Annotated in this window: 14 protein-coding genes; all 14 read left to right on the forward strand. The window is 39.3% G+C overall.

Annotated elements, in window-relative coordinates:
* Positions 1–213 precede the first annotated feature (213 nt).
* Positions 214–5,118, forward strand: a complete 4,905-nt coding sequence (locus tag RDY04_RS00730; protein ID WP_303952757.1) for an SspB-related isopeptide-forming adhesin — start codon at positions 214–216, stop codon at positions 5,116–5,118.
* Positions 5,119–5,310 carry a thrombospondin type 3 repeat-containing protein gene (locus RDY04_RS00735; protein WP_003093624.1) on the forward strand — a complete coding sequence of 64 codons (192 nt, stop codon included), beginning with the start codon at positions 5,119–5,121 and terminating at the stop codon, positions 5,308–5,310. It begins immediately after the preceding gene.
* Entirely contained in the window at positions 5,294–5,845 is a 552-nt protein-coding gene (locus RDY04_RS00740; RefSeq protein WP_003094751.1) for a hypothetical protein, read from the forward strand. The genes RDY04_RS00735 and RDY04_RS00740 overlap by 17 nt, the downstream gene beginning before the upstream one ends.
* 50 nt (positions 5,846–5,895) lie before the next feature.
* Positions 5,896–12,717: a DEAD/DEAH box helicase family protein gene (locus RDY04_RS00745; RefSeq protein WP_303952763.1), complete on the forward strand. Its 6,822-nt coding sequence runs from the start codon at positions 5,896–5,898 to the stop codon at positions 12,715–12,717.
* A gap of 70 nt (positions 12,718–12,787) precedes the next feature.
* Positions 12,788–13,087 carry a DUF5962 family protein gene (locus RDY04_RS00750; protein ID WP_003094641.1) on the forward strand — a complete coding sequence of 100 codons (300 nt, stop codon included), beginning with the start codon at positions 12,788–12,790 and terminating at the stop codon, positions 13,085–13,087.
* 15 nt (positions 13,088–13,102) lie between these two features.
* Positions 13,103–13,393 carry a DUF5966 family protein gene (locus RDY04_RS00755; RefSeq protein WP_303952766.1) on the forward strand — a complete coding sequence of 97 codons (291 nt, stop codon included), beginning with the start codon at positions 13,103–13,105 and terminating at the stop codon, positions 13,391–13,393.
* Positions 13,394–13,617: 224 nt separating this feature from the next.
* The gene (locus tag RDY04_RS00760) at positions 13,618–16,194 is read left to right on the forward strand and encodes a hypothetical protein (protein WP_303952769.1); all 2,577 of its coding nucleotides are present in this window, start codon (positions 13,618–13,620) and stop codon (positions 16,192–16,194) included.
* Positions 16,195–16,334: 140 nt separating this feature from the next.
* Positions 16,335–16,973 (forward strand): peptidylprolyl isomerase, encoded by a 639-nt coding sequence (locus tag RDY04_RS00765; RefSeq protein ID WP_303953215.1) that lies wholly within the window; start codon positions 16,335–16,337, stop codon positions 16,971–16,973.
* Between the two features lie 39 nt (positions 16,974–17,012).
* Complete coding sequence (locus RDY04_RS00770; RefSeq protein ID WP_303952771.1) at positions 17,013–18,101, forward strand: toprim domain-containing protein; 1,089 nt, start codon at positions 17,013–17,015, stop codon at positions 18,099–18,101.
* A gap of 53 nt (positions 18,102–18,154) precedes the next feature.
* Positions 18,155–18,379 (forward strand): DUF5965 family protein, encoded by a 225-nt coding sequence (locus RDY04_RS00775; RefSeq protein ID WP_303952774.1) that lies wholly within the window; start codon positions 18,155–18,157, stop codon positions 18,377–18,379.
* Positions 18,380–18,382: 3 nt separating this feature from the next.
* Positions 18,383–18,778, forward strand: coding sequence for a DUF5945 family protein (locus tag RDY04_RS00780; RefSeq protein ID WP_003093683.1), 396 nt, complete (start codon positions 18,383–18,385; stop codon positions 18,776–18,778).
* Positions 18,779–18,822: 44 nt separating this feature from the next.
* A complete protein-coding gene (locus RDY04_RS00785) occupies positions 18,823–19,107 on the forward strand; it encodes a hypothetical protein (RefSeq protein WP_003093843.1) in 285 nt (94 codons plus the stop codon).
* Between the two features lie 69 nt (positions 19,108–19,176).
* Positions 19,177–19,653 (forward strand): type II toxin-antitoxin system antitoxin PezA, encoded by a 477-nt coding sequence (gene pezA, locus RDY04_RS00790; protein WP_003093543.1) that lies wholly within the window; start codon positions 19,177–19,179, stop codon positions 19,651–19,653.
* On the forward strand, positions 19,653–20,423 hold the full coding sequence (pezT, locus tag RDY04_RS00795) for a type II toxin-antitoxin system toxin PezT (protein WP_303952780.1): 771 nt from the start codon (positions 19,653–19,655) through the stop codon (positions 20,421–20,423). The genes pezA and pezT overlap by 1 nt, the downstream gene beginning before the upstream one ends.
* Positions 20,424–20,427: the final 4 nt, after the last annotated feature.

Consider the following 20,427-nt stretch of genomic DNA (forward strand, 5'->3'; position numbering starts at 1 on the left):
AGCCAAAAGCAATAATGCTTGAACAAAGTGAAAGCCAGCGTCTTTAGGCGCTGGCTGGTATTATGAGCTTATAGCCCTTGATCAAACCACCCGTTAGACGGGTGGTTATGATTTGCCCTTCTTTGATGTGATACCAAAATCAAGTCGTCTTTTTTATGATGAGGAGAGAGTGACGGAATGTTACTACTTATCAAAAGAAAAGAAGGACTTTTTATGACCAAACAATGTCATCATCACTTTTTAGTCAATCAGGAAAAAGCAGAAAAACACGTCTTCCGTAAAAGTAAGAAGTACCGTACGCTCTGTTCGGTAGCTCTTGGAACTATGGTGACGGCTGTTGTCGCTTGGGGTGGCCAAGTAGCACAAGCTGACGAAGTGGTAACATCCTCGCAAGGTAAAACCGTTCAGTTGACAGAAAATCTTGCGACCAACTTACCAGAAGCTCAGACCACTCCAGTTGTTGAACAGACGGATAGCCTTGCCTCAACTGGTCAATCAGATGGGGCTATCACGGTTACGGTTCCTCATGATGTTGTGACACAGGCTGTCAATCAAGCAACTGCTGAAGGAGTTACTACTGTTCAAGACCAACCTATGGACTTGGGAAATACAACTTCTGCGAGTGAGACCAGTAAGCAATTGGATAAGGCGGAAGCGGATGCTGCTAAGCAGGCTGGAGCCATCACTCAGGTGACCAATACCTATAAAGCAGATAAAGCCGCCTATGAACAAGATAAAACTCGTGTTGAACAAGGGAATGCTGCGTTGGCTGCTAGTCATAAAGAAGCCACTCAAGTCGGAAAGGTCTTGAATAGTTCAGTAGATGGCACAGCTTCAAAAATCAAAGACCAAGATCAGTCGGCTAATGTGACGGTTACCACTCAAACCGTTCCGGCAGGAGATGGCTCAACTGTTTCAGGCTATCAGGATTATACCTCTGCAGTAGCTGCTATTGATAAGCAAAATAAGGAAAATCTCTCTGAATACGAATCAAAGAAGAAAGTCGCAGACGCCATTGTCGCAAAAAACCTTCAGATTCAAAAGGAAAATGAAGCAGGTCTTGCTAAAGCAAAAGCTGATAATGAAGCAATTGACAAACGCAATCAAGTGGGTCAAAAAGCAGTGGATGATGAAAATAAAGCCGGTCAAGCTGCTGTTGATGTCTATAATAAAGACCAACAAAAATTGATGACAGACCGTGAAGCTGAGATTGCTGCTATCACGAAACGCAATAAGGAAAAAGAAGAAGCTGCCAAGAAAGAAAATGATACCATTGACGCCTATAACACCAAGGAAATGGAACGCTATAAACGTGATTTAGCTGAGATTTCAAAAGGAGAGGAAGGCTATATCTCTCAAGCTCTTGCTCAGGCACTTAACTTGAATAATGGAGAACCGCAAGCACGACATTCAGCTGATACCAGAAATCCTAATCGTATAGTTGCTAAGGGTGACGCTATGCTTGGTGGGTATTCTAAAATCCTAGATTCTACTGGTTTCTTCGTCTATGATACCTTTAAAACGGGAGAAACCCTTTCCTTTACCTATCAAAATCTTCAAAATGCTCGCTTTGATGGTAAGAAAATCACAAAAGTAGCTTATGACATTACAAACCTTGTTTCTCCAGCTGGAACTAATGCCGTGCAGTTGGTTGTACCAAATGACCCAACAGAAGGCTTTATTGCCTACCGTAATGATGGGACAGGTAATTGGCGAACCGATAAAATGGAGTTTCGTGTCAAAGCCAAGTATTTCTTAGAAGATGGCTCACAAGTGAACTTCACCAAGGAAAAACCAGGTGTCTTTACCCACTCCTCACTCAACCACAATGACATCGGTTTAGAGTATGTGAAAGACTCATCAGGCAAGTTTGTCCCTATCAATGGCTCAACCATTCAAGTGACTAACGAAGGTTTGGCTCGTTCACTCGGGTCAAACCGTGCCAGTGATTTAAATCTTCCTGAAGAATGGGATACGTCATATAGTAAGTATGCCTATAAGGGAGCAATTGTCTCAACGGTTACATCAGGCAACACCTATACAGTGACCTTTGGTCAAGGGGATATGCCCCAAAATGTTGGTCTTTCTTATTGGTTTGCCTTAAACACCCTACCAGTTGCACGGACGGTTAAACCTTATAGTCCAAAACCACATGTGACACCAAAGTTAGAGCCAATTCTAGAACCGATTAAGGTCGTACCGAAGACTTTTATCTCAAAGACCTTTACGCCAGAGCCACCTGTGAGCTTTAAGGAAAAACCATTAGAAAAAGTGACACAACCTCATCTGAACCTCACTAAGGTGACCTTGCCTAAAGAACCTGCGCAAGAACCGTTGCCAAAAGCACCACAAGTGCTAACGGTTCATTACCATGACTATCGTCTAACAACAACTCCTGATATTATGAAAAAAGTGGTCAATACCGACCAAGTGAACCTTCATGACAAAACCGTCGCAAAGGATTCTACGGTCATTTACCCTTTAACGGTAGACGCTTTTTCTCCCAATCGTGCGAAAACTACCAGCCTTACCTTTGAAGATTACCTTCCAGCAGGCTATGCCTTTGACAAGGAAAAAACGCAGGCAGAAAATGGAAATTATACCCTTACCTTTGATGCGGCTAAGAACTTTGTGACCTTGACCGCAAAGGAAACTTTGCTTCAAGAGGTCAACCAAAACCTCACCAAGTCTTATCAACTTATGGCTCCGAAACTTTATGGTAGCCTTCAAAATGATGGAGCAACCTATTCCAACAGTTATCAGCTCCTTATCAATAAGGAAACCCCAAATGCCTATACAGTGACTTCTAATGTCGTGACAGTGCGTACGCCTGGTGATGGAACGACCACTAGCCGTATTGAGCCGCAGAAGAAAAATGAAAATGAAGATGGTGTGGTCATTAACGATATGGTAGTTGCTTTAGGAACAACTAATCATTACCGTTTGACCTGGGATTTAGATCAATATAAAGGCGATAGGTCTTCTAAAGAGACGATTGCTCGTGGTTTCTTCTTTGTAGATGACTACCCAGAAGAAGTGTTGGACTTAGTAGACCAGGGAACAAGTAACACCACTCCTGAAGGTAAAGCCGTATCAGGGATTACTGTTAAGGCTTATGCGTCACTGTCAGAAGCTCCTAAAGACCTTCAAGATAAACTCGCTCATGCCAAGATTTCTCCTAAAGGGGCTTTCCAAGTCTTTATGCCTAATGATAATCAGGCTTTCTATGACCAGTATGTCAAAACAGGAACTTCTTTAAACCTTCTCACCAAAATGACGGTCAAAGATAGTCTTTATGGTCAGACGAAGACTTATCGAAACAAGGCCTACCAAGTCGATTTTGGCAATGGCTATGAAACCGATGAGGTGACCAATACTCTTGGTAGCCCAGCACCTAAGAAACAAAACCTGAATAAGGATAAGGTGGATATCAATGGCAAACCTATGGTAGTCGGTTCACAAAACCACTATACCTTGTCATGGGACTTGGACCAATACCGTGGCATTAAAGCTGATAAGGCTCAGATTGCACAAGGGTTTTACTTTGTGGATGATTATCCCGAAGAAGCTCTATTACCAGATGAAGCAAGTATTCAACTTGTGACATCTGATGGTAAAGCAGTGTCAGGTGTGACGGTAAAAACCTACACGAGTTTATCAGAAGCTCCTAAAAACCTACAAGCAGCACTTTCAAAACGCAAGATTGTGCCTAAAGGAGCCTTCCAAGTCTTTATGGCAGAAGATCCACAAGCCTTCTATGAGTCTTATGTAACACAAGGTCAAAATATCACCATCGTCACTCCTATGACTGTTCGTGAGTCTATGCTTAATTCAGGAAAGTCTTATGACAATGTAGCTTATCAAGTAGACTTTGGACAAGCCTATGAAACCAATACGGTAACGAATCACGTGCCAAAAGTAACACCACATAAAACTAATACCAATAAAGAAGGCGTGTCTATTGATGGGAAGACCGTTCTTCCAAATACCGTCAATTACTACAAAATTGTTCTGGATTACAGTCAGTACAAGGACTTGGTGGTGACGGAGGATGTTCTTACAAAAGGTTTTTACATGGTAGATGATTACCCTGAAGAAGCGCTTAGCCTCAATGCAGATGGTGTCCAAGTGATGGATAAGAACGGAAATCTTGTCAAAGGGATTTCGGTGAAAGCCTATGCTTCATTGTCAAAAGCGCCTAAAGTGGTTCAAGATGCTATGGCCAAACGTCAGTTCACACCAAAAGGAGCCATTCAAGTTTTAAGCGCAGATGATCCAAAAGCGTTCTATGAGGCTTATGTTAAAACTGGTCAAACCTTAGTGGTGACCCTTCCAATGACCATTAAGAATGAGCTGACAAAGACTGGTGGGAAGTATGAAAACACCGCTTATCAGATTGACTTTGGTTTGGCTTATGTGACAGAAACAGTGGTCAATAATGTGCCAAAACTAGACCCACAAAAAGATGTGGTGATTGATTTGTCACAAAAGGAGAAAAGCCTTGATGGAAAAGAAGTTGCCTTGAATCAGGTCTTTAACTACCGCTTGGTGGGAGCACTTATTCCTGGTAATCGTGCGACACCACTCATCGAGTACCGTTTTGACGATGATTATGATGAAAGCCATGACGACTATAATGGTGTTTACAAGGCTTATACTGTGGTAGATGTCACTCTAAAAGATGGAACGGTTTTACCAAAAGGGACAGAAGTGACTAAGTACACGCTACAACAGGTCGACACGTCAAAAGGAACGGTTACCATCAGTTTTGATCAGGAATTCCTTGAAAAACTAGCAGAAGAATCCGAGTTTCAAGCAGATGTTTACTTGCAAATGAAACGAATCGCTTCAGGTAAAGTAGAAAATACGGTACTACATACCGTCAATGGCTACACCATCAGTTCAAACACAGTTAAAACAACTACTCCTGAACCAGAGGCACCAACTCCGAATCAACCAACACCACCCCAACCACCTATTCCAACGCAAGAACCACCAGTTCCAGCAAGTGTCTTACCAAATACAGGGGAGAGTCAATCCCTCTTAGCGCTTGTCGGTGGAGGACTTCTTCTTGGCTTGGCTTACGGACTTTCTAAACGCAAAATGGAGGACAACTAAATGGAACCCAAAAACATTTATACAATGGATTCAGACCAAGATGGCTTAACGGATGCTCAGGAGTTAGCTCTAGGGACCAACCCTTTTAGCAGTGATACGGATAGTGATGGACTGACAGACCTTGAAGAAGTCCAACAAGATTTGAATCCGATTCAACAAGGTAAGGAGAGAAGCTATGGCTTGGAATTATGACACAATTTCTAGAGCCCTTTCTGAGATGGCACGAGAAAACTATGAAGACATGGTCAAAGCCTTTTTAGCCATGGAGCTAAACATTCAAAACAAGTCACTTCTTGATACGCTCTATCAAGACTTTAGGGACATTGATGACTTGTCTTTAGTCAGTGATGACCTGCGCCTAAGAGCAGACGGTTCTCAGAGACAGATTCAAGAAGAAATGACGGACCTCTTGGATAAACTCTATCGAACAGGTGAGGGAGCTAGTTTCATTATGGAAGTGATTGCGTCCAACAATATTTCTGAGTCCCTTGCTCAGTATGAGGTTTTGAATGAGGAGGATTATTCATCTCTCACCTTAGAAACCTTGCAGGACATTATCCAAAAGGAGTTGTCTTTAACGAGTCAAGATTATTTTGGAAATGTGACTTATCTCGCCTTGCAGAAGGATTTGTTAGACCAGAAAAGCCATTTCTTACGACAGTATGTGACAACTTTGATGGAAAAGTTGCCACAAGAAAAAGACCAAAGAGCCTTGGTCCTAGACTAAAGCAGTGGGCTGAGAATACCTCTCAGCTCTTTTTTTAATTGGAGGAACGTATGAATCAAGAACAATTACTTGAGATGTTGCGGGCAAGATTGCCACGTGACCAGATTCTTTTGGAATCCTTTTTACGCTATCAAGCAGCCCATTTTGATGAGGATTGGGATAGCCTTATCCAAAATTTTACAACCCAAAGAGGAGTAGTCACTTCAACTGTTCAAGTGGTTCGCTTTGAAACAGAAGTTTCTGCTTTTGTAGAGGCAAGCCCCTTTGACGAGGCAACAGACCTAAGCAGCTACACGCAGACCTTTGGTCAGGCTGGCTTAAAGAAGTTACCTCAGTTAAACAGTGATGAGAAAGCCTTGGTGATTGAAGTCGCCCTCTTTAACCTAGCCACTCGCTTTCAGCTCTTAGACCAAGAAGGCGCCTATCAATCCATTTCGGTAGCTTCTCTTTTGAAAAAAGGCAGAGCTGCTAATTTGGTCAATGTCTACCGAGTGGCCAATAATTTGTCTGACCGAATTAGCCGTGATATTGAACAGTTTCTTCTCACCTATGAACCTGAATGGGTAAGCACCCAGGAAACGGTAGAGGAAAGAGAGGAGGCGGTTGAAGAAAAAGTAGTTCCAGAACCTTCTCAGGACATCACCTTTCGGGAAGAGGGTTTAATCATAATTGCAAGTCTTGATGAGGAAGAGTTATCACAACTAGATTTACTAACAGGGCAAACAGAACATTTACCAGCCTATGAACATCTAAACTTGTCCCAAAAATTTGAGATATTAAGTCACTTTGACCAAGTGCGAAATAGCCGTCCAAAACTACCAAACTTGAGACGTGGGGAGTTTGATCATGAAATGGAAGTGACTCCAATCTATGAAGACGATAGCCTCTTAACCTATTTAGAAGCTGATGGGACAGTCTATGACTTGCAACGTCCCCTAACACCTCAAGAAGAAGTGATCTTAACTGAAATGGGTCAAACCATTTTGGCTGAAAATACCGAAAAACTGACTCGTTTAGGGATAGACTTAGCTGACGTTGATGAGCAACAACGTGGGATACTGATAGATGCTGCAGGGCGTTTTCATTTGAATAATGCCGACCTAGCCTTATTAGGGGGCTATCCTAAGGCAACCGTCACTCAATTAGCCCTTGCGACAGAATTGCTTCAGATGGGATTAACGCATGACAAGGCAGAATTTTTCTTGACGAGTCAGCTAGACTTAGAAGAAGCAAGACCTATTGCCTACGCCTTCTTACGTGAAGAACTCACTCTTGAAGAAGCTAGAACCTTTGAAAGGGACAAACTGTCCCAACCTGACCTGTCCTTTAGAGAATGGCGAGAACACGTCTCACAAACAAAACCTGAAATCATGACTCAATCACTCCCTCAAAATCCTATCGTAGAGGAAGCCCTTAACCGTTACCCGATTGCTTCGATTGTGACTTATAAGGGGCAAGAGTTTCAGGTAATGGCCATTGAGGAGTCAGGCGTTAATAACCTGATTCGGATTGAATTACAAAATGATTTCACAGATGTGATTGAACAAAATCCAGTTCTTTTCTTACGGACACTAGAAGACATCACTCAAGCTCTTCATGTTACTTCTGTCGAAGAAAAAGAGGAAGTGGAAGAACCTAGCCAAGAATTAGACCTCTTTTCTTTTATGGATATGGAAGAATCTCAAGAGGCGGTTTCTCAAGTGACAACATCTCTAACATCAAATAAGAGAGAGGCTAAACAAGAAGAAGCATTGTCAGAAGATGAGTTGGAACCAGAAGTCACTGAGACGCCCCCGGCCACTGATTTTCACTTCCCAGAAGATCTAACAGACTTTTACCCTAAGACAACAAGAGATAAGGTTGAAACCAACGTGGCTGCTGTTCGTTTGGTGAAAAGTCTTGAATCTGAACACCGTCAAGCCACACCTAGTGAACAAGAACTCCTTGCTAAATATGTGGGCTGGGGAGCCTTAGCTAACGAGTTCTTTGACGAGTACAACCCAAAGTTTTCTAAGGAACGTGAGGAATTAAAAACGCTAGTCACAGAGAAAGAGTATTCAGACATGAAACAGTCCTCTCTGACCGCTTACTACACAGACCCTCTCTTGATTCGTGAGATGTGGAATAAACTAGAACGAGACGGCTTTACAGGTGGAAGAGTGCTAGATCCTTCGATGGGAACGGGGAATTTCTTTGCGGCAATGCCTAAACACCTGAGAGAAAATAGTGAGTTGTATGGTATAGAGTTAGACACGATTACAGGGGCAATTGCTAAACACCTTCATCCGAATAGCCACATTGAAGTAAAGGGCTTTGAGACTATTGCATTTAATGACAATAGCTTTGATTTGGTTCTTTCAAATGTACCGTTTGCCAATATCAGGATTGCGGATAGTCGCTATGATAAACCCTATATGATTCATGATTATTTTGTTAAAAAATCCCTTGATTTGGTGCATGATGGTGGGCAAGTCGCTATGATTTCCTCCACAGGAACCATGGACAAACGGACAGAAAACATTCTCCAGGACATTCGTGAGACGGCTGATTTTCTTGGTGGTGTGCGTTTACCAGATAGCGCTTTTAACGCCATTGCAGGCACCAATGTCACAACAGATATGTTGTTCTTCCAGAAGCATATGGATAAGGGATATGTGGCAGATGATTTAGCTTTTTCAGGTTCTATTCGCTATGACAAGGATGATCGTATTTGGCTGAATCCTTACTTTGATGGGGAATACAACAGTCAGGTTCTTGGGTCCTATGAGGTTAGAAACTTTAACGGTGGGACACTTTCTGTGAAAGGCAATTCTGATAATTTGCTAGCAGATGTTCAGATGGCTCTTAAACAGGTTAAAGCCCCTAGAGTGGTGGATAACTCTGACATCCTTATCACTCCTGATGTGATGAAAAAACAGGTCGTTGATACTTCTATTCCACCTGAAATCAGAGAAAGCTTAGATCGTTATAGTTTTGGTTATAAGGATTCTACGGTTTACTACCGTGATCATAAGGACATTCGTGTAGGGACAAAAACTGAGGAGATTAGCTACTATGTGGACGAAGAGGGGACCTTTAAGGCTTGGGATACCAAGCATTCTCAAAAACAAATTGACCGCTTTAATGACCTCGAAGTCACCGATAGCACTGCTCTTGATGTTTATGTGACTGAAGAAGCCACCAAACGTGGGCGATTTAAGGGGTATTTCAAAAAGACCGTCTTTTATGAAGCTCCTTTGTCTGAGAAAGAAGTGGCAAGAATTAAAGGGATGGTTGATATTCGTAATGCTTACCAAGAGGTCATCGCCATTCAACGTTACTATGATTATGACAAGGAAGAGTTTGCACACTTACTTGGAAAACTCAATCAAAACTATGATAGTTTTGTGAAACGCTTTGGGTACTTGAATAGTGCTGTGAACCGTAACCTCTTTGATAGTGATGATAAGTATTCGCTCCTTGCGAGTTTGGAAGATGAAGGACTTGATCCAAGTGGGAAAATAGTTATCTATACCAAGTCTCTGGCTTTTGAGAAAGCCCTAGTTCGTCCTGAAAAGGAAGTGACGGCAGTTTCTTCTGCCCTTGACGCTCTCAATTCTAGTCTAGCAGATGGTCGTGGGGTAGATTTGGATTACATGATGTCTATTTATCAGACGGATTCTAAAGCGTCTTTGATTGAGGAATTAGGAGACGCTATTGTTCCAGACCCAGAACGCTATCTAAACGATAGGGAAGTGGTCTATGTGTCTCGGCAGGATTTCTTATCAGGGGATGTGGAGACTAAGTTAGAGGTCGTGGACTTACTCATTAAAGAAGACAACTCTGATTTTCCTTGGGTCTATTATCAAGGTCTCTTAGAAGATGTGAAACCGCCACGTGTGACTTTGGCTGATATTGATTATCGGATTGGTTCACGCTGGATTCCTCTAGCTGTTTATGGGAAATTTGCCCAAGAAATCTTTATGGGACAAACTTTTGACTTGACTGATCAAGAAGTAGCAACTGTTCTTGAAGTCAGTCCAATTGATGGCACAATGTCCTATCAATCCAAGTTTGCCTTTAGGTATTCTACCGCAATGGACAGGAGTCTAGGTGTGCCTGGGTCACGTTATGATAGTGGTCGTAAAATCTTTGAAAACCTACTTAATTCCAATCAACCAACCATCACCAAACAAGTGGAAGATGGGGATAAGAAAAAGCATGTGACGGATGTCGAGAAGACAACGGTTCTTCGTGCTAAGGAAACGCAACTTCAAGAGCTCTTCCAAGACTTTGTGGCCAGTTACCCAGAGGTGCAACAGATGATTGAAGAGACCTATAATAGCCTTTATAATCGTACAGTCTCAAAAGTTTATGATGGCAGCCATTTAACCATTGATGGGCTTGCCCAGAATATTTCCTTACGCCCTCACCAAAAGAATGCCATTCAACGCATTGTGGAAGAAAAAAGAGCGCTTCTAGCTCATGAAGTGGGTTCAGGTAAGACCTTAACCATGCTTGGGGCAGGATTCAAACTGAAAGAATTGGGTATGGTGCATAAACCTCTTTATGTGGTGCCATCAAGTCTGACCGCTCAGTTTGGCCAAGAAATCATGAAGTTCTTCCCAACGAAGAATGTCTATGTGACGACCAAGAAAGATTTTGCGAAAGCCAAACGCAAGCAGTTTGTCTCACGGATTATCACAGGGGACTACGATGCCATTGTCATTGGGGATTCCCAGTTTGAGAAAATTCCCATGAGTCATGAAAAGCAAGTGACCTATATTCAAGATAAGTTACAACAACTCCGTGACATCAAGCAAGGCAGTGATAGTGACTATACCGTCAAAGAAGCAGAGCGTTCTATCAAGGGGTTGGAGTACCAATTGGAAGAACTCCAAAAACTGGAACGTGATACCTTTATTGAGTTTGAAAATCTGGGCATTGACTTTCTCTTTGTGGACGAAGCTCATCATTTTAAAAACATTAGACCAATTACTGGACTTGGTAATGTGGCAGGGATTACCAATACCACCTCTAAAAAGAATGTAGATATGGAGATGAAAGTGAGACAGGTTCAAGGGGAACATGATTATCGTAACGTGGTTTTTGCGACAGGTACACCCGTCTCAAACTCTATTAGCGAACTCTACACCATGATGAGCTATATTCAACCAGATGTCCTAGAACGGTATCAAGTATCTAACTTTGATTCGTGGGTGGGTGCTTTTGGAAATATCGAAAATTCCATGGAATTAGCCCCAACAGGGGATAAGTACCAACCCAAGAAACGCTTCAAGAAGTTTGTGAACCTTCCTGAACTCATGCGGATTTATAAGGAAACAACAGATATTCAAACGTCAGATATGTTGGATTTACCTATACCTGAAGCCAAAGTCATTGCGGTGGAGAGCGAACTCACTGAAGCTCAGAAATACTACCTTGAAGAGTTGGTTGACCGTTCAGACGCCATCAAGTCAGGCAACGTTGACTCTAGTGAGGATAACATGTTAAAGATTACTGGGGAAGCTAGAAAATTAGCCATTGATATGCGTCTCATTGACCCAGCCTATACCTTATCTGACAATCAGAAGATTATGCAAGTGGTGGATAACGTGGAACGGATTTACCGTGAGGGTAATGGAGATAAGGTTACACAGATGATTTTCTCAGATATTGGAACCCCTAAAAGTAAGGAAGAAGGGTTTGACGTTTACAATGAACTGAAGAACCTCTTAGTGGATAGAGGGATTCCCAAAGAAGAAATTGCCTTTGTCCATGACGCTAATACCGATGAGAAGAAAAACTCTCTGTCTCGTAAGGTCAACAGTGGAGAGGTACGAATTCTCATGGCTTCTACGGAAAAAGGTGGAACAGGCTTAAACGTCCAATCACGTATGAAAGCTGTCCATCATTTGGACGTTCCCTGGAGACCAAGCGATATTGTCCAACGCAACGGTAGGTTGATTCGTCAGGGTAATATGCACCAAGAAGTAGATATTTACCATTACATTACCAAAGGGAGCTTCGACAACTACCTCTGGCAGACTCAGGAGAATAAACTCAAATACATCACGCAAATCATGACCTCTAAAGACCCCGTACGGTCGGCAGAAGACATTGATGAACAGACCATGACTGCTTCAGGCTTTAAGGCTTTGGCAACAGGTAATCCTTATCTCAAACTGAAAATGGAGCTAGAAAATGAGTTGACCGTTTTAGGCAATCAAAAGCGTGCCTTTCATCGCACCAAAGACGAGTATCGTCATACCATTGCTTACTGTGAACAGAACCTCCCTATCTTAGAGAAACGTCTCAGTCAGTATTACCGTGATATTGCTCAATCCTTGGCAACTAAATCCCTGGATTTTGTCATGAGATTTGACAATCAGACAATGAATAACCGTGCAGAAGCCGGAGACTATCTACGTAAACTCATTACCTATAACCGTTCTGAAACCAAAGAAGTCAGAACACTTGCGACCTTTAGAGGATTTGAGCTAAAAATGACAACAAGAAGCCCTAGTGAGCCTTTGCCTGATATAGTGTCCTTAACCATTTCAGGAAGTAACCAGTATTCTGTCTCTTTAGACTTGAAATCAGATGTGGGAACCATCCAACGCATTACTAATGCCATTGACCATATCCTAGAGGATCAAGAAAAGACAGAAGAAATGGCCAATAACCTCAAAGATAAATTAGCAGTTGCAAGGGTTGAAGTGGAAAAGGTCTTTCCTAAAGAAGAGGATTATCAGATGGTTAAAGCCAAATATGACATCCTTGCCCCATTGGTAGAACAAGAAGCAGAGGTTGAGGAAATAGATGTAGCGCTAGCTAAGTTCAATGAAACGATCCAACCGCAACACGACCAACAACTTTCTCTTGATTTTTAAGAAAAAGGCTGACAAAAAATAGTGAACGCGGTAAAATGAAGTCAAGAAATCACCAAAGGAGAACAAACTCATGACCCAAACAGTAGAAGCGATGCGTTATCAATTAGAAGAATGGCTAGCACAAGGCTTTACAACACCTGAAGACCGAGCTAACTACCAAGCCTTAAAGGAACAATACGAAGATGAAACCCTTGATTACAGCTTTTCAAAGCGAGAAATCATTGGTCAATTAGACATTATCATTACCACTCGTGAGAATGATTTTCCAGATTTAGATGAGGTGACAAAAGAAGGCTATCTTGATCTGGTTGCTCAACTTGATAACCTAGACAAGGGACAGGCTGACTACTATCGCAAGCAATTAGTGTAGAAAGAGGTGTAAGACATGATAGAACAAATCATTCAAAGCCTTTTCATCATTGTAGCAATAGGACTGATTTTGATTGTTCTCTACCAGATTGCGAAGATGCTTGAAAGCTTATTTATCATTGGATTAATCGGATTTTTAGCTTTCACAGAAGTCTATGGGATTTACCTCTTTTTTACAGAAAGATACCTCTATGTCGAAGATTTAGCAACCAATGGTATGTTGAGTTTTACGACTTTCTATATTGGTTTCAATATCTTACTTGTTTTAGGGTTTGTGATCAAAGTGGTTAGAAGTCGGATGGCATAGAGTAATGGGATTACCTAAGTTAGGTAGTCCTTTTTCTATAGATTATTTTTGAAACGAACTCGTAATAGTGATTGTGTGCCTTCTATATATCAGGTATAATCATTATTGATTAGAAAAAAGAAGAGGTGTTTTGCTTGCTTGAAAAATTAATTCTATATTTTCCAATAATTATTTTTGTACTGTCCTATATAATAAAGTTCTTTTGGCTTAGATTTTCAATTTTTATGGATGAATTAATTTCAGGTGTTAAAATCAAAATTTTTTCCCATATATTATTTTGGTCAATTGTGAGTTATATTTATTGGGTATGCAATCAATATGAGATTTTATTATTTCAAACTAGCGATAACAATTTAGATTTATTATCACTATTTTCTCTAGTCTTGACAATATGGGCAAGTTTTGGAGTTTATGTCGGTTTTCTACAATTCATGGCTGGGTATGATAATAAAGAGAATGGAACCTACTTAGGCTATCAAAAAATGGATTTTTTGACAAAAAGCAATGTTTGGTACCATGTAACAAATAGTTGGGAATTTTTTGGCTCTTTATTACTTTCAATTGTTATTCCTATTATAGTTAAATTTAACACATCAGTTGATATTCGTTATCAATATATTTGGCAAGCTATAGTTGGATTCCTATTAATTTTGTTTATTTTTCTTTTGAAATTTAGCTTAAAAGTAGCTAGAATAACTATATTTATTAACAAAGAGACTGATGGAGGATTGAAAGACGTTATACAGTCGGATATTAAAAACAGATATAACAGATATTTTAATAGATTGGTCAAACAAAAATTTTCCTATGGAGCAAGGGAGAGTTATTTTAGACAAGTCAAGATGGATTTGTCTAATATTGACAATAACACAGACAAGATTATATTTTTAAAAGTTATTTACTTAAAAATTATAGATACTGAACTTCTTGACAAATTTGAAGATAGAGATATCGTCAATTATAAGTACTTTATAAAAGAGAAATACGATTTAATATCTAATATTGATTTTAAAGATGACAAATTGATTTCTTTTGCTATTACTTTATTTAAATTAGATGCTCAAATATTTGATAAATTGATTAAAAAGGATACACGCTGGATAGAGAGTGATTGTATCTTTGAATCCATGGGTGGTATTTTTAATAAGAAACCTATTCTAGATGTAGAGTGTAACCATAAAATCAAACGATTATCACTTAATTCGTATGAATTAAGTGAGATTAATAATATACATATTTACATGTTTAAAAAAATAGCGAAAATGGCTAAAAATAAACAATCAAATTCTCAGATGGTACATCTAATTCAGGAAAAGATTTCTCAAAATAATATTAGGGAAAATTATTGGGAAACGGATAACTCAGGCGGTGCATTTATTTTTGAAAAAACAATCTCTACTTCTAATCTCCGAATTTCTAAAAGTTATTATGAGGAAATCGAAAAGATAGATGTATTTTATTCATCATACTATTCCGAGATTAAATATAAATCTGATAGTAATAATATATATATTTCTTTGTATCCAAATATACTTAAAATTGAATTCCATTTTAAAGACGGAAGACAGTATTATATTAAACGTAATGAGATTAGAGATTATTATGATGAATATGAAGAAAATGTTTGGAATATTCTTTTTGATAAATATAGAGATTCGGATAATCTATCAGATGTATTTCTTCCTAATTTAAGAGAACCTGAAATTATATTAGATTCTTTTGGAGATAGTGATGAAGTAATCATCCGAGACTATGATAATAAGATTGGTTATTCCAAAACTTGCTTCAAGTACCTAACTGATCACTTTGAATATATCGATAACAATAACTCACAATTTACGAATTTGTTAGAAATGGTAAAAACCATGTCTGCTGATTATCGTGGAGCATTTGCTTTGTACCAATTGCTTTATCCAGAAAATTCGAATTGGGATTCGAGTGTTGAAAGTTACATAGAGATTCTATCAGAAGTTTTACCACCAAGAAAAGAAGAGAGAGAAAAAATCTATAATGATATGGTTTCAATAATCAATGAGATTAAATATGGTAAGAGTCTTGGTTCGGAAGTTCTTGGAAAGGTATTTAAGACAAGAGATATCGAACTGTTTGATGATGAGTTTTTGAAAGATTTCAAAGGGATTCCTAAATTAAAACTCATAGTAGTTCAAAGTATATTGTCTACCAATACATATGGTTTTAGAAGAGTGGAGTTGCAAGACGGATGGGAAAAAAAAGATTTAGTTGAACAATACATAAGAGGGCTTTCTATAACCCCTAAATTATTTCCTAGCTACACTGATGATAATAAGACTTTGAATTCATCTATGAGTGAGTTTTTATTGAAGAATATGGAGTTACTAAACTCTTATGATTTTGGACAGTTACCTTTAAGTTCAATTTTGTTGTTTGAAAAACTTTTATATTGGAAGTGGTGGGGAGATAATAAGCACGATGAACAAGAATTTATGGTTAATCTTATAAAAGAAGAAGTTAAACATAGATTGAGTGGTTATAAGTATAGCCTCAATGGGTCTTTATTGAAATTTTTCACTTTAAAATTGACAGAAGGTCAAGGGAATCAATATTTAAGAATTGTTAATGATAAAGATTTTAAAAAAGAATTTAAGTTTGCTTTACTTAATCATCTTAATAGAAATCAATTGACACTAGATACGTATTTAGATGGAATTGCTGATGAACTTAAAAAATATGATAGTGTAACGATTGGTATTTATGAAAAAGAATTAATTAAAAAAGAGGTAGAAAAAATAATTTTTGAAAATTATTTATCACTTGAATAGTTGCTATTATAAAATATAGACTTCATAATAATTATTATTGGATTACCTAAGTTAGGTAGTCCTTTTTGTTTGTGATAACTTTTTCAAGTCCATCTTGTTATGATGGTGCTATCTTATGAAAAAAGGAGGTAGCGCTAGTGATGTTAAACAAAATGAAGGCTCGGTTGCTCATTGGCTTCGGTGGTCTAGCAGTCACCAGCTTTATGGTGATGATGGGTTACACCATTGGTTCTCAGTCTGTTACCAATCATACACAGAAACAAATTCAGACTGAGGCTCATAAACTGTTGACCAAAGAGAAAGAAAAGGAAAAAGGAAATGTCCTTTCTGATGAATTGGTCAAGGAATTTCTCACGCAATACTATACCAAGGAAAAGCTGGGCGAGAACAACAACCGTATTAAGCCCTATATGACAGATTCTGCTTATAAGGAAGAAGTTGCTCGTCAAGAAGAATCTATCAACCAAGTCTATAAGGATTATATGTTGGATTATCGCTTCGAATCTGCTCAAATCTATGTCAATACAGAAGACAATGAAGCCCTTGCAGAGGTTACTTATCAAGTTGTTTATGTGTCAGATGTCAGCGATAAGGCTCAGAAAAGTATACAGACAGAAACAAGAACTCTTAAACTCTCTTATGCCAAAATGTCAGATAAACTCCTTGTCAATCAGGTAACCATTTGGAATGGGAAACTAGAGGATTTAAAAGAAACTTCTGATGGAGTTAACTCAAGCATTCCAAAGATTCAAGGCACAACGACAAGTGAGACCAACTAGCAGGAGCTACTCTTCTGCTTTTTTTGATAGGGAGATGAGATGACAAGAATTGAAGCAGTGAAACACAAGGCGATTTTAGACGTGGCAGGAAGTCTAGGCTATTCTTTTAAAAGATTATCAGGACAAGTCTATGAACATCCAGAACACGATTCCTTTAAAATTTTTGCGGATACCAATACCTTTAAATGGTTTTCACGTGATATACAGGGAGATGTGATTGATTTTGTTCAATTAGTGGCAGGAGTGTCTTTTAAAGAAGCCTTGTCCTACCTTGAAACTGGAGACTTTGAACAAGCTAAGATAGTCGAAGAGACTTACCAACCCTTTCGTTATTATTTAAGTGAAGAACCATTTGAGCAAGCACGGACTTACTTAAATGACGTTCGTGGTTTAAGTGACGAGACCATCAATGCTTTGGGCAGACAAGGTCTATTAGCACAGGCTTATTATCAGACAAAGGCCTTTCAAGAATCCGTCCTTGTCTTTAAGAGTTATAACCATCAGGGTCAATTAGAAGGGGCAAGTTTGCAAGGACTTGTCAAAAATAATGAGAGACATGATCGAGATTACCTCAAGAAAATCATGAAAGGTTCTCATGGCTATATAGGAATAAGTTTTGATATAGGAAAACCTAAACGTCTTATCTTTTGTGAATCGGTGATTGATCTGATGAGTTATTATCAACTTCGTCAGAAGCAGTTATCAGATGTTCGTTTGGTTTCTATGGAAGGCTTAAAACTGTCTGTGATTGCTTATCAGACCCTACGATTAGCCGCTGAGGAAAAAGATAAACTTGAGTTTTTAGGTACCGTCAAACCAAGTCGATTAACGCATTACCTTCATGCTATACAAGAGACGACTACCTTTTTTAAGACTCACCCAGGTTTATTAACTTTGGCTGTTGACAATGATGATGCTGGGCGAGACTTTTGTCGGAAGTTATCTGAGAAAGGACTTCCCATTGAAACAGACTTACCACCCTTACAGGAACTGAAAACTAAAGCAGATTGGAATGATGTCGTGAAAAGTCAGAGAGACCTATCTCTAAAGGACATGATACAATCGGCCAAGTTACAACTTATCAGGTGTAACCCTCCGCCTAGAAGAACAACTACTTTAGAGTTGTGATAACAAAATCAAGTTTCTTATCATAAGCTAGAAAGGGATAAGGAGGACACCCTATGAGTGTGATTGAACGCCTAGACGAAAGAGTAGCTAGGCAAGAGGAGAAGGTTGCGAAAGAAACGGAAAAATTAGAAACCTATCGCAGTCAATTACAAAAAGCGATGTATCAAGCCTTTATCAAACGCCAACAAAATAGTCCCTGGACTTTTGATGAAGCATTGACGCAGGCCTTTGGCCAAGAAGAGCAACCAACATTATCCGATAATAGAAACGAGGAATAACACATGACAAAAGATTGGACCTTTGACCAACCCCTAGATGATAAAACACCAACGTCTTCATCAGAAGAACGTGCGAAGATTGCGGCACTATTTCATCAGGAAAAACAGCAAGAACCTGAAGAAGTGGATTATGTGGCAGCCTTTGAGATGGAACAGCAAAAGTCTAAAGATCAGTCTGTTTCACAACCAAAGCCACAGGAGAAAATAGAGCCAAGACAAGTTCCATCCTCTACCATTACCAGTGACTACAAGCAACATTTAGCCAATGTCATGGCTCAAAATAATGAGGACATTCTTCAAAGTCAGAAGAAAATCGAAGAGTTGCATCAGTTGATTGATGATAAGAATAAGCACAATAAAAAACTACAAGCCATTTCAGAAGCTATTGATGACTTGTAAGTACGAGCAGTTCTTACAAGGGCTGCTTTTTATAAGGAGATAAGATGAGGTTATTCAAAAAGCAAAGACACAACCAAGATAGTTTTAAACGACTCATTCATCGCTTATCAGGAATGTCTGAAGCTGACTTACATAAGGTCAACCACTTACTGGATGTCGTGTTTGATTCAATCAGCCAAACGACCAATGACGTAAAAGCTCCTAAAGATTTACAAAAGGAGCCTACCCTAGATGAGACTATAACTGAAGCTAAGAATAAACTGAGGACTGAGCAACTTGAAAAACGGATAGAGCAGTTTAAGCAGGCCAAGAAACCGAAAAGCAAATAACGCACCATTTTTGGTGCGTTATTTGCTTTTTGTGTTATAATGAAAGTAACTAATAGGAGGTCGTTAACTATGATTGGAGAGAATATCAAATCTTTACGAAAAACTCATGATTTGACGCAACCAGAGTTTGCTAAGATAGTGGGTATTTCACGAAATAGCCTTAGTCGTTATGAAAATGGAACAAGCTCTGTTTCAACAGAACTGATAGACCGTATTTGTCAGAAATTCAACGTGTCGTATATCGATATTGTAGGGGAAGAAAAGATGTTAACACCAGTAGAAGATTATCAATTAACGCTAAAAATAGAAATCATTAAAGAGCGAGGCGCAGCGATTTTATCCCAACTGTATCGCTATCAAGATAGTCAAGGGATTGTTTTTGATGATGAGTCTAATCCTTGGATTTTGATGAGTGATGATTTGTCAGACCTTATCAACACGAAGATTTATCTTGTCAATACCTTTGATGAAGTAGAGCGTTATAATGGTTATTTGGATGGCATTGAGCGGATGCTGGAGCTTGCTCGTCATCAGGTGGTTGCTTAATGAGCTTAGAAGCATTTAGCCAAGATGACTTTGATATAGCCTTAAAACGGACTATGCGTTCCTTAACTCGTGGTAAAACGACATCAGTTACCCCAAAAGCCATCTTACTTGGTGGGCAAAGCGGAGCAGGTAAGACAACGATACACCGTATCAAGCAGAAAGAGTTTCAAGGGAATATCATTATTATTGACGGTGATAGCTACCGTTTTTTACAGCCGAATTATTTAACTTTACAAGAAGAGTACGGGAAGGATAGCGTGGATTATACCAAAGGATTTGCAGGAAAAATGGTAGAACATCTTGTCGATGAGCTAAGTAAGCAGGGTTATCATTTTTTAATCGAAGGAACCTTGAGAACAACAGAAGTCCCAAGAAAAACTGCGCAGCTATTAAAATCAAGGGGCTATCAAGTCTCTTTAGCTTTGATAGCGACCAAGCCAGAATTGTCCTATCTCAGCACCTTAATTCGTTACGAGGAAGTCTATGCCGTAAATCCAAATCAAGCTAGAGCAACCCCTAAAGAACATCACGATGGTATTGTAGAGCATTTAGTTGATAACTTACGAGAGTTAGAAACTGATAAACTCTTTGATGAGATTCAAATTTACCAGAGAGACAGACGGTGTGTCTATGACTCTGAAATTGATGATGGTTCAGCAGCAGAAGTGCTACAAGAATGCCTCTTCGGAAAATGGAGCAAGGTGGAGAAGGAAATGTTGAAAGTGGGACAGGAACAGTTGAGGGAGCTCTCTATGATGAACGAAAATTAAGAGG

Origin of the sequence: uncultured Streptococcus sp., assembly GCF_902463925.1 — a bacterium.
In the GTDB taxonomy this organism is placed as follows: domain Bacteria; phylum Bacillota; class Bacilli; order Lactobacillales; family Streptococcaceae; genus Streptococcus.

Excerpts from the sequence above, each read along its gene's own strand:
- RDY04_RS00730 (WP_303952757.1), top strand. The coding sequence starts at position 214 with ATGACCAAACAATGTCATCATCACTTTTTAGTCAATCAGGAAAAAGCA.
- RDY04_RS00735 (WP_003093624.1), top strand. The coding sequence starts at position 5,119 with ATGGAACCCAAAAACATTTATACAATGGATTCAGACCAAGATGGCTTA.
- RDY04_RS00740 (WP_003094751.1), top strand. The coding sequence starts at position 5,294 with ATGGCTTGGAATTATGACACAATTTCTAGAGCCCTTTCTGAGATGGCA.
- RDY04_RS00745 (WP_303952763.1), top strand. The coding sequence starts at position 5,896 with ATGAATCAAGAACAATTACTTGAGATGTTGCGGGCAAGATTGCCACGT.
- RDY04_RS00750 (WP_003094641.1), top strand. The coding sequence starts at position 12,788 with ATGACCCAAACAGTAGAAGCGATGCGTTATCAATTAGAAGAATGGCTA.
- RDY04_RS00755 (WP_303952766.1), top strand. The coding sequence starts at position 13,103 with ATGATAGAACAAATCATTCAAAGCCTTTTCATCATTGTAGCAATAGGA.
- RDY04_RS00760 (WP_303952769.1), top strand. The coding sequence starts at position 13,618 with ATGGATGAATTAATTTCAGGTGTTAAAATCAAAATTTTTTCCCATATA.
- RDY04_RS00765 (WP_303953215.1), top strand. The coding sequence starts at position 16,335 with ATGTTAAACAAAATGAAGGCTCGGTTGCTCATTGGCTTCGGTGGTCTA.
- RDY04_RS00770 (WP_303952771.1), top strand. The coding sequence starts at position 17,013 with ATGACAAGAATTGAAGCAGTGAAACACAAGGCGATTTTAGACGTGGCA.
- RDY04_RS00775 (WP_303952774.1), top strand. The coding sequence starts at position 18,155 with ATGAGTGTGATTGAACGCCTAGACGAAAGAGTAGCTAGGCAAGAGGAG.
- RDY04_RS00780 (WP_003093683.1), top strand. The coding sequence starts at position 18,383 with ATGACAAAAGATTGGACCTTTGACCAACCCCTAGATGATAAAACACCA.
- RDY04_RS00785 (WP_003093843.1), top strand. The coding sequence starts at position 18,823 with ATGAGGTTATTCAAAAAGCAAAGACACAACCAAGATAGTTTTAAACGA.
- pezA (WP_003093543.1), top strand. The coding sequence starts at position 19,177 with ATGATTGGAGAGAATATCAAATCTTTACGAAAAACTCATGATTTGACG.
- pezT (WP_303952780.1), top strand. The coding sequence starts at position 19,653 with ATGAGCTTAGAAGCATTTAGCCAAGATGACTTTGATATAGCCTTAAAA.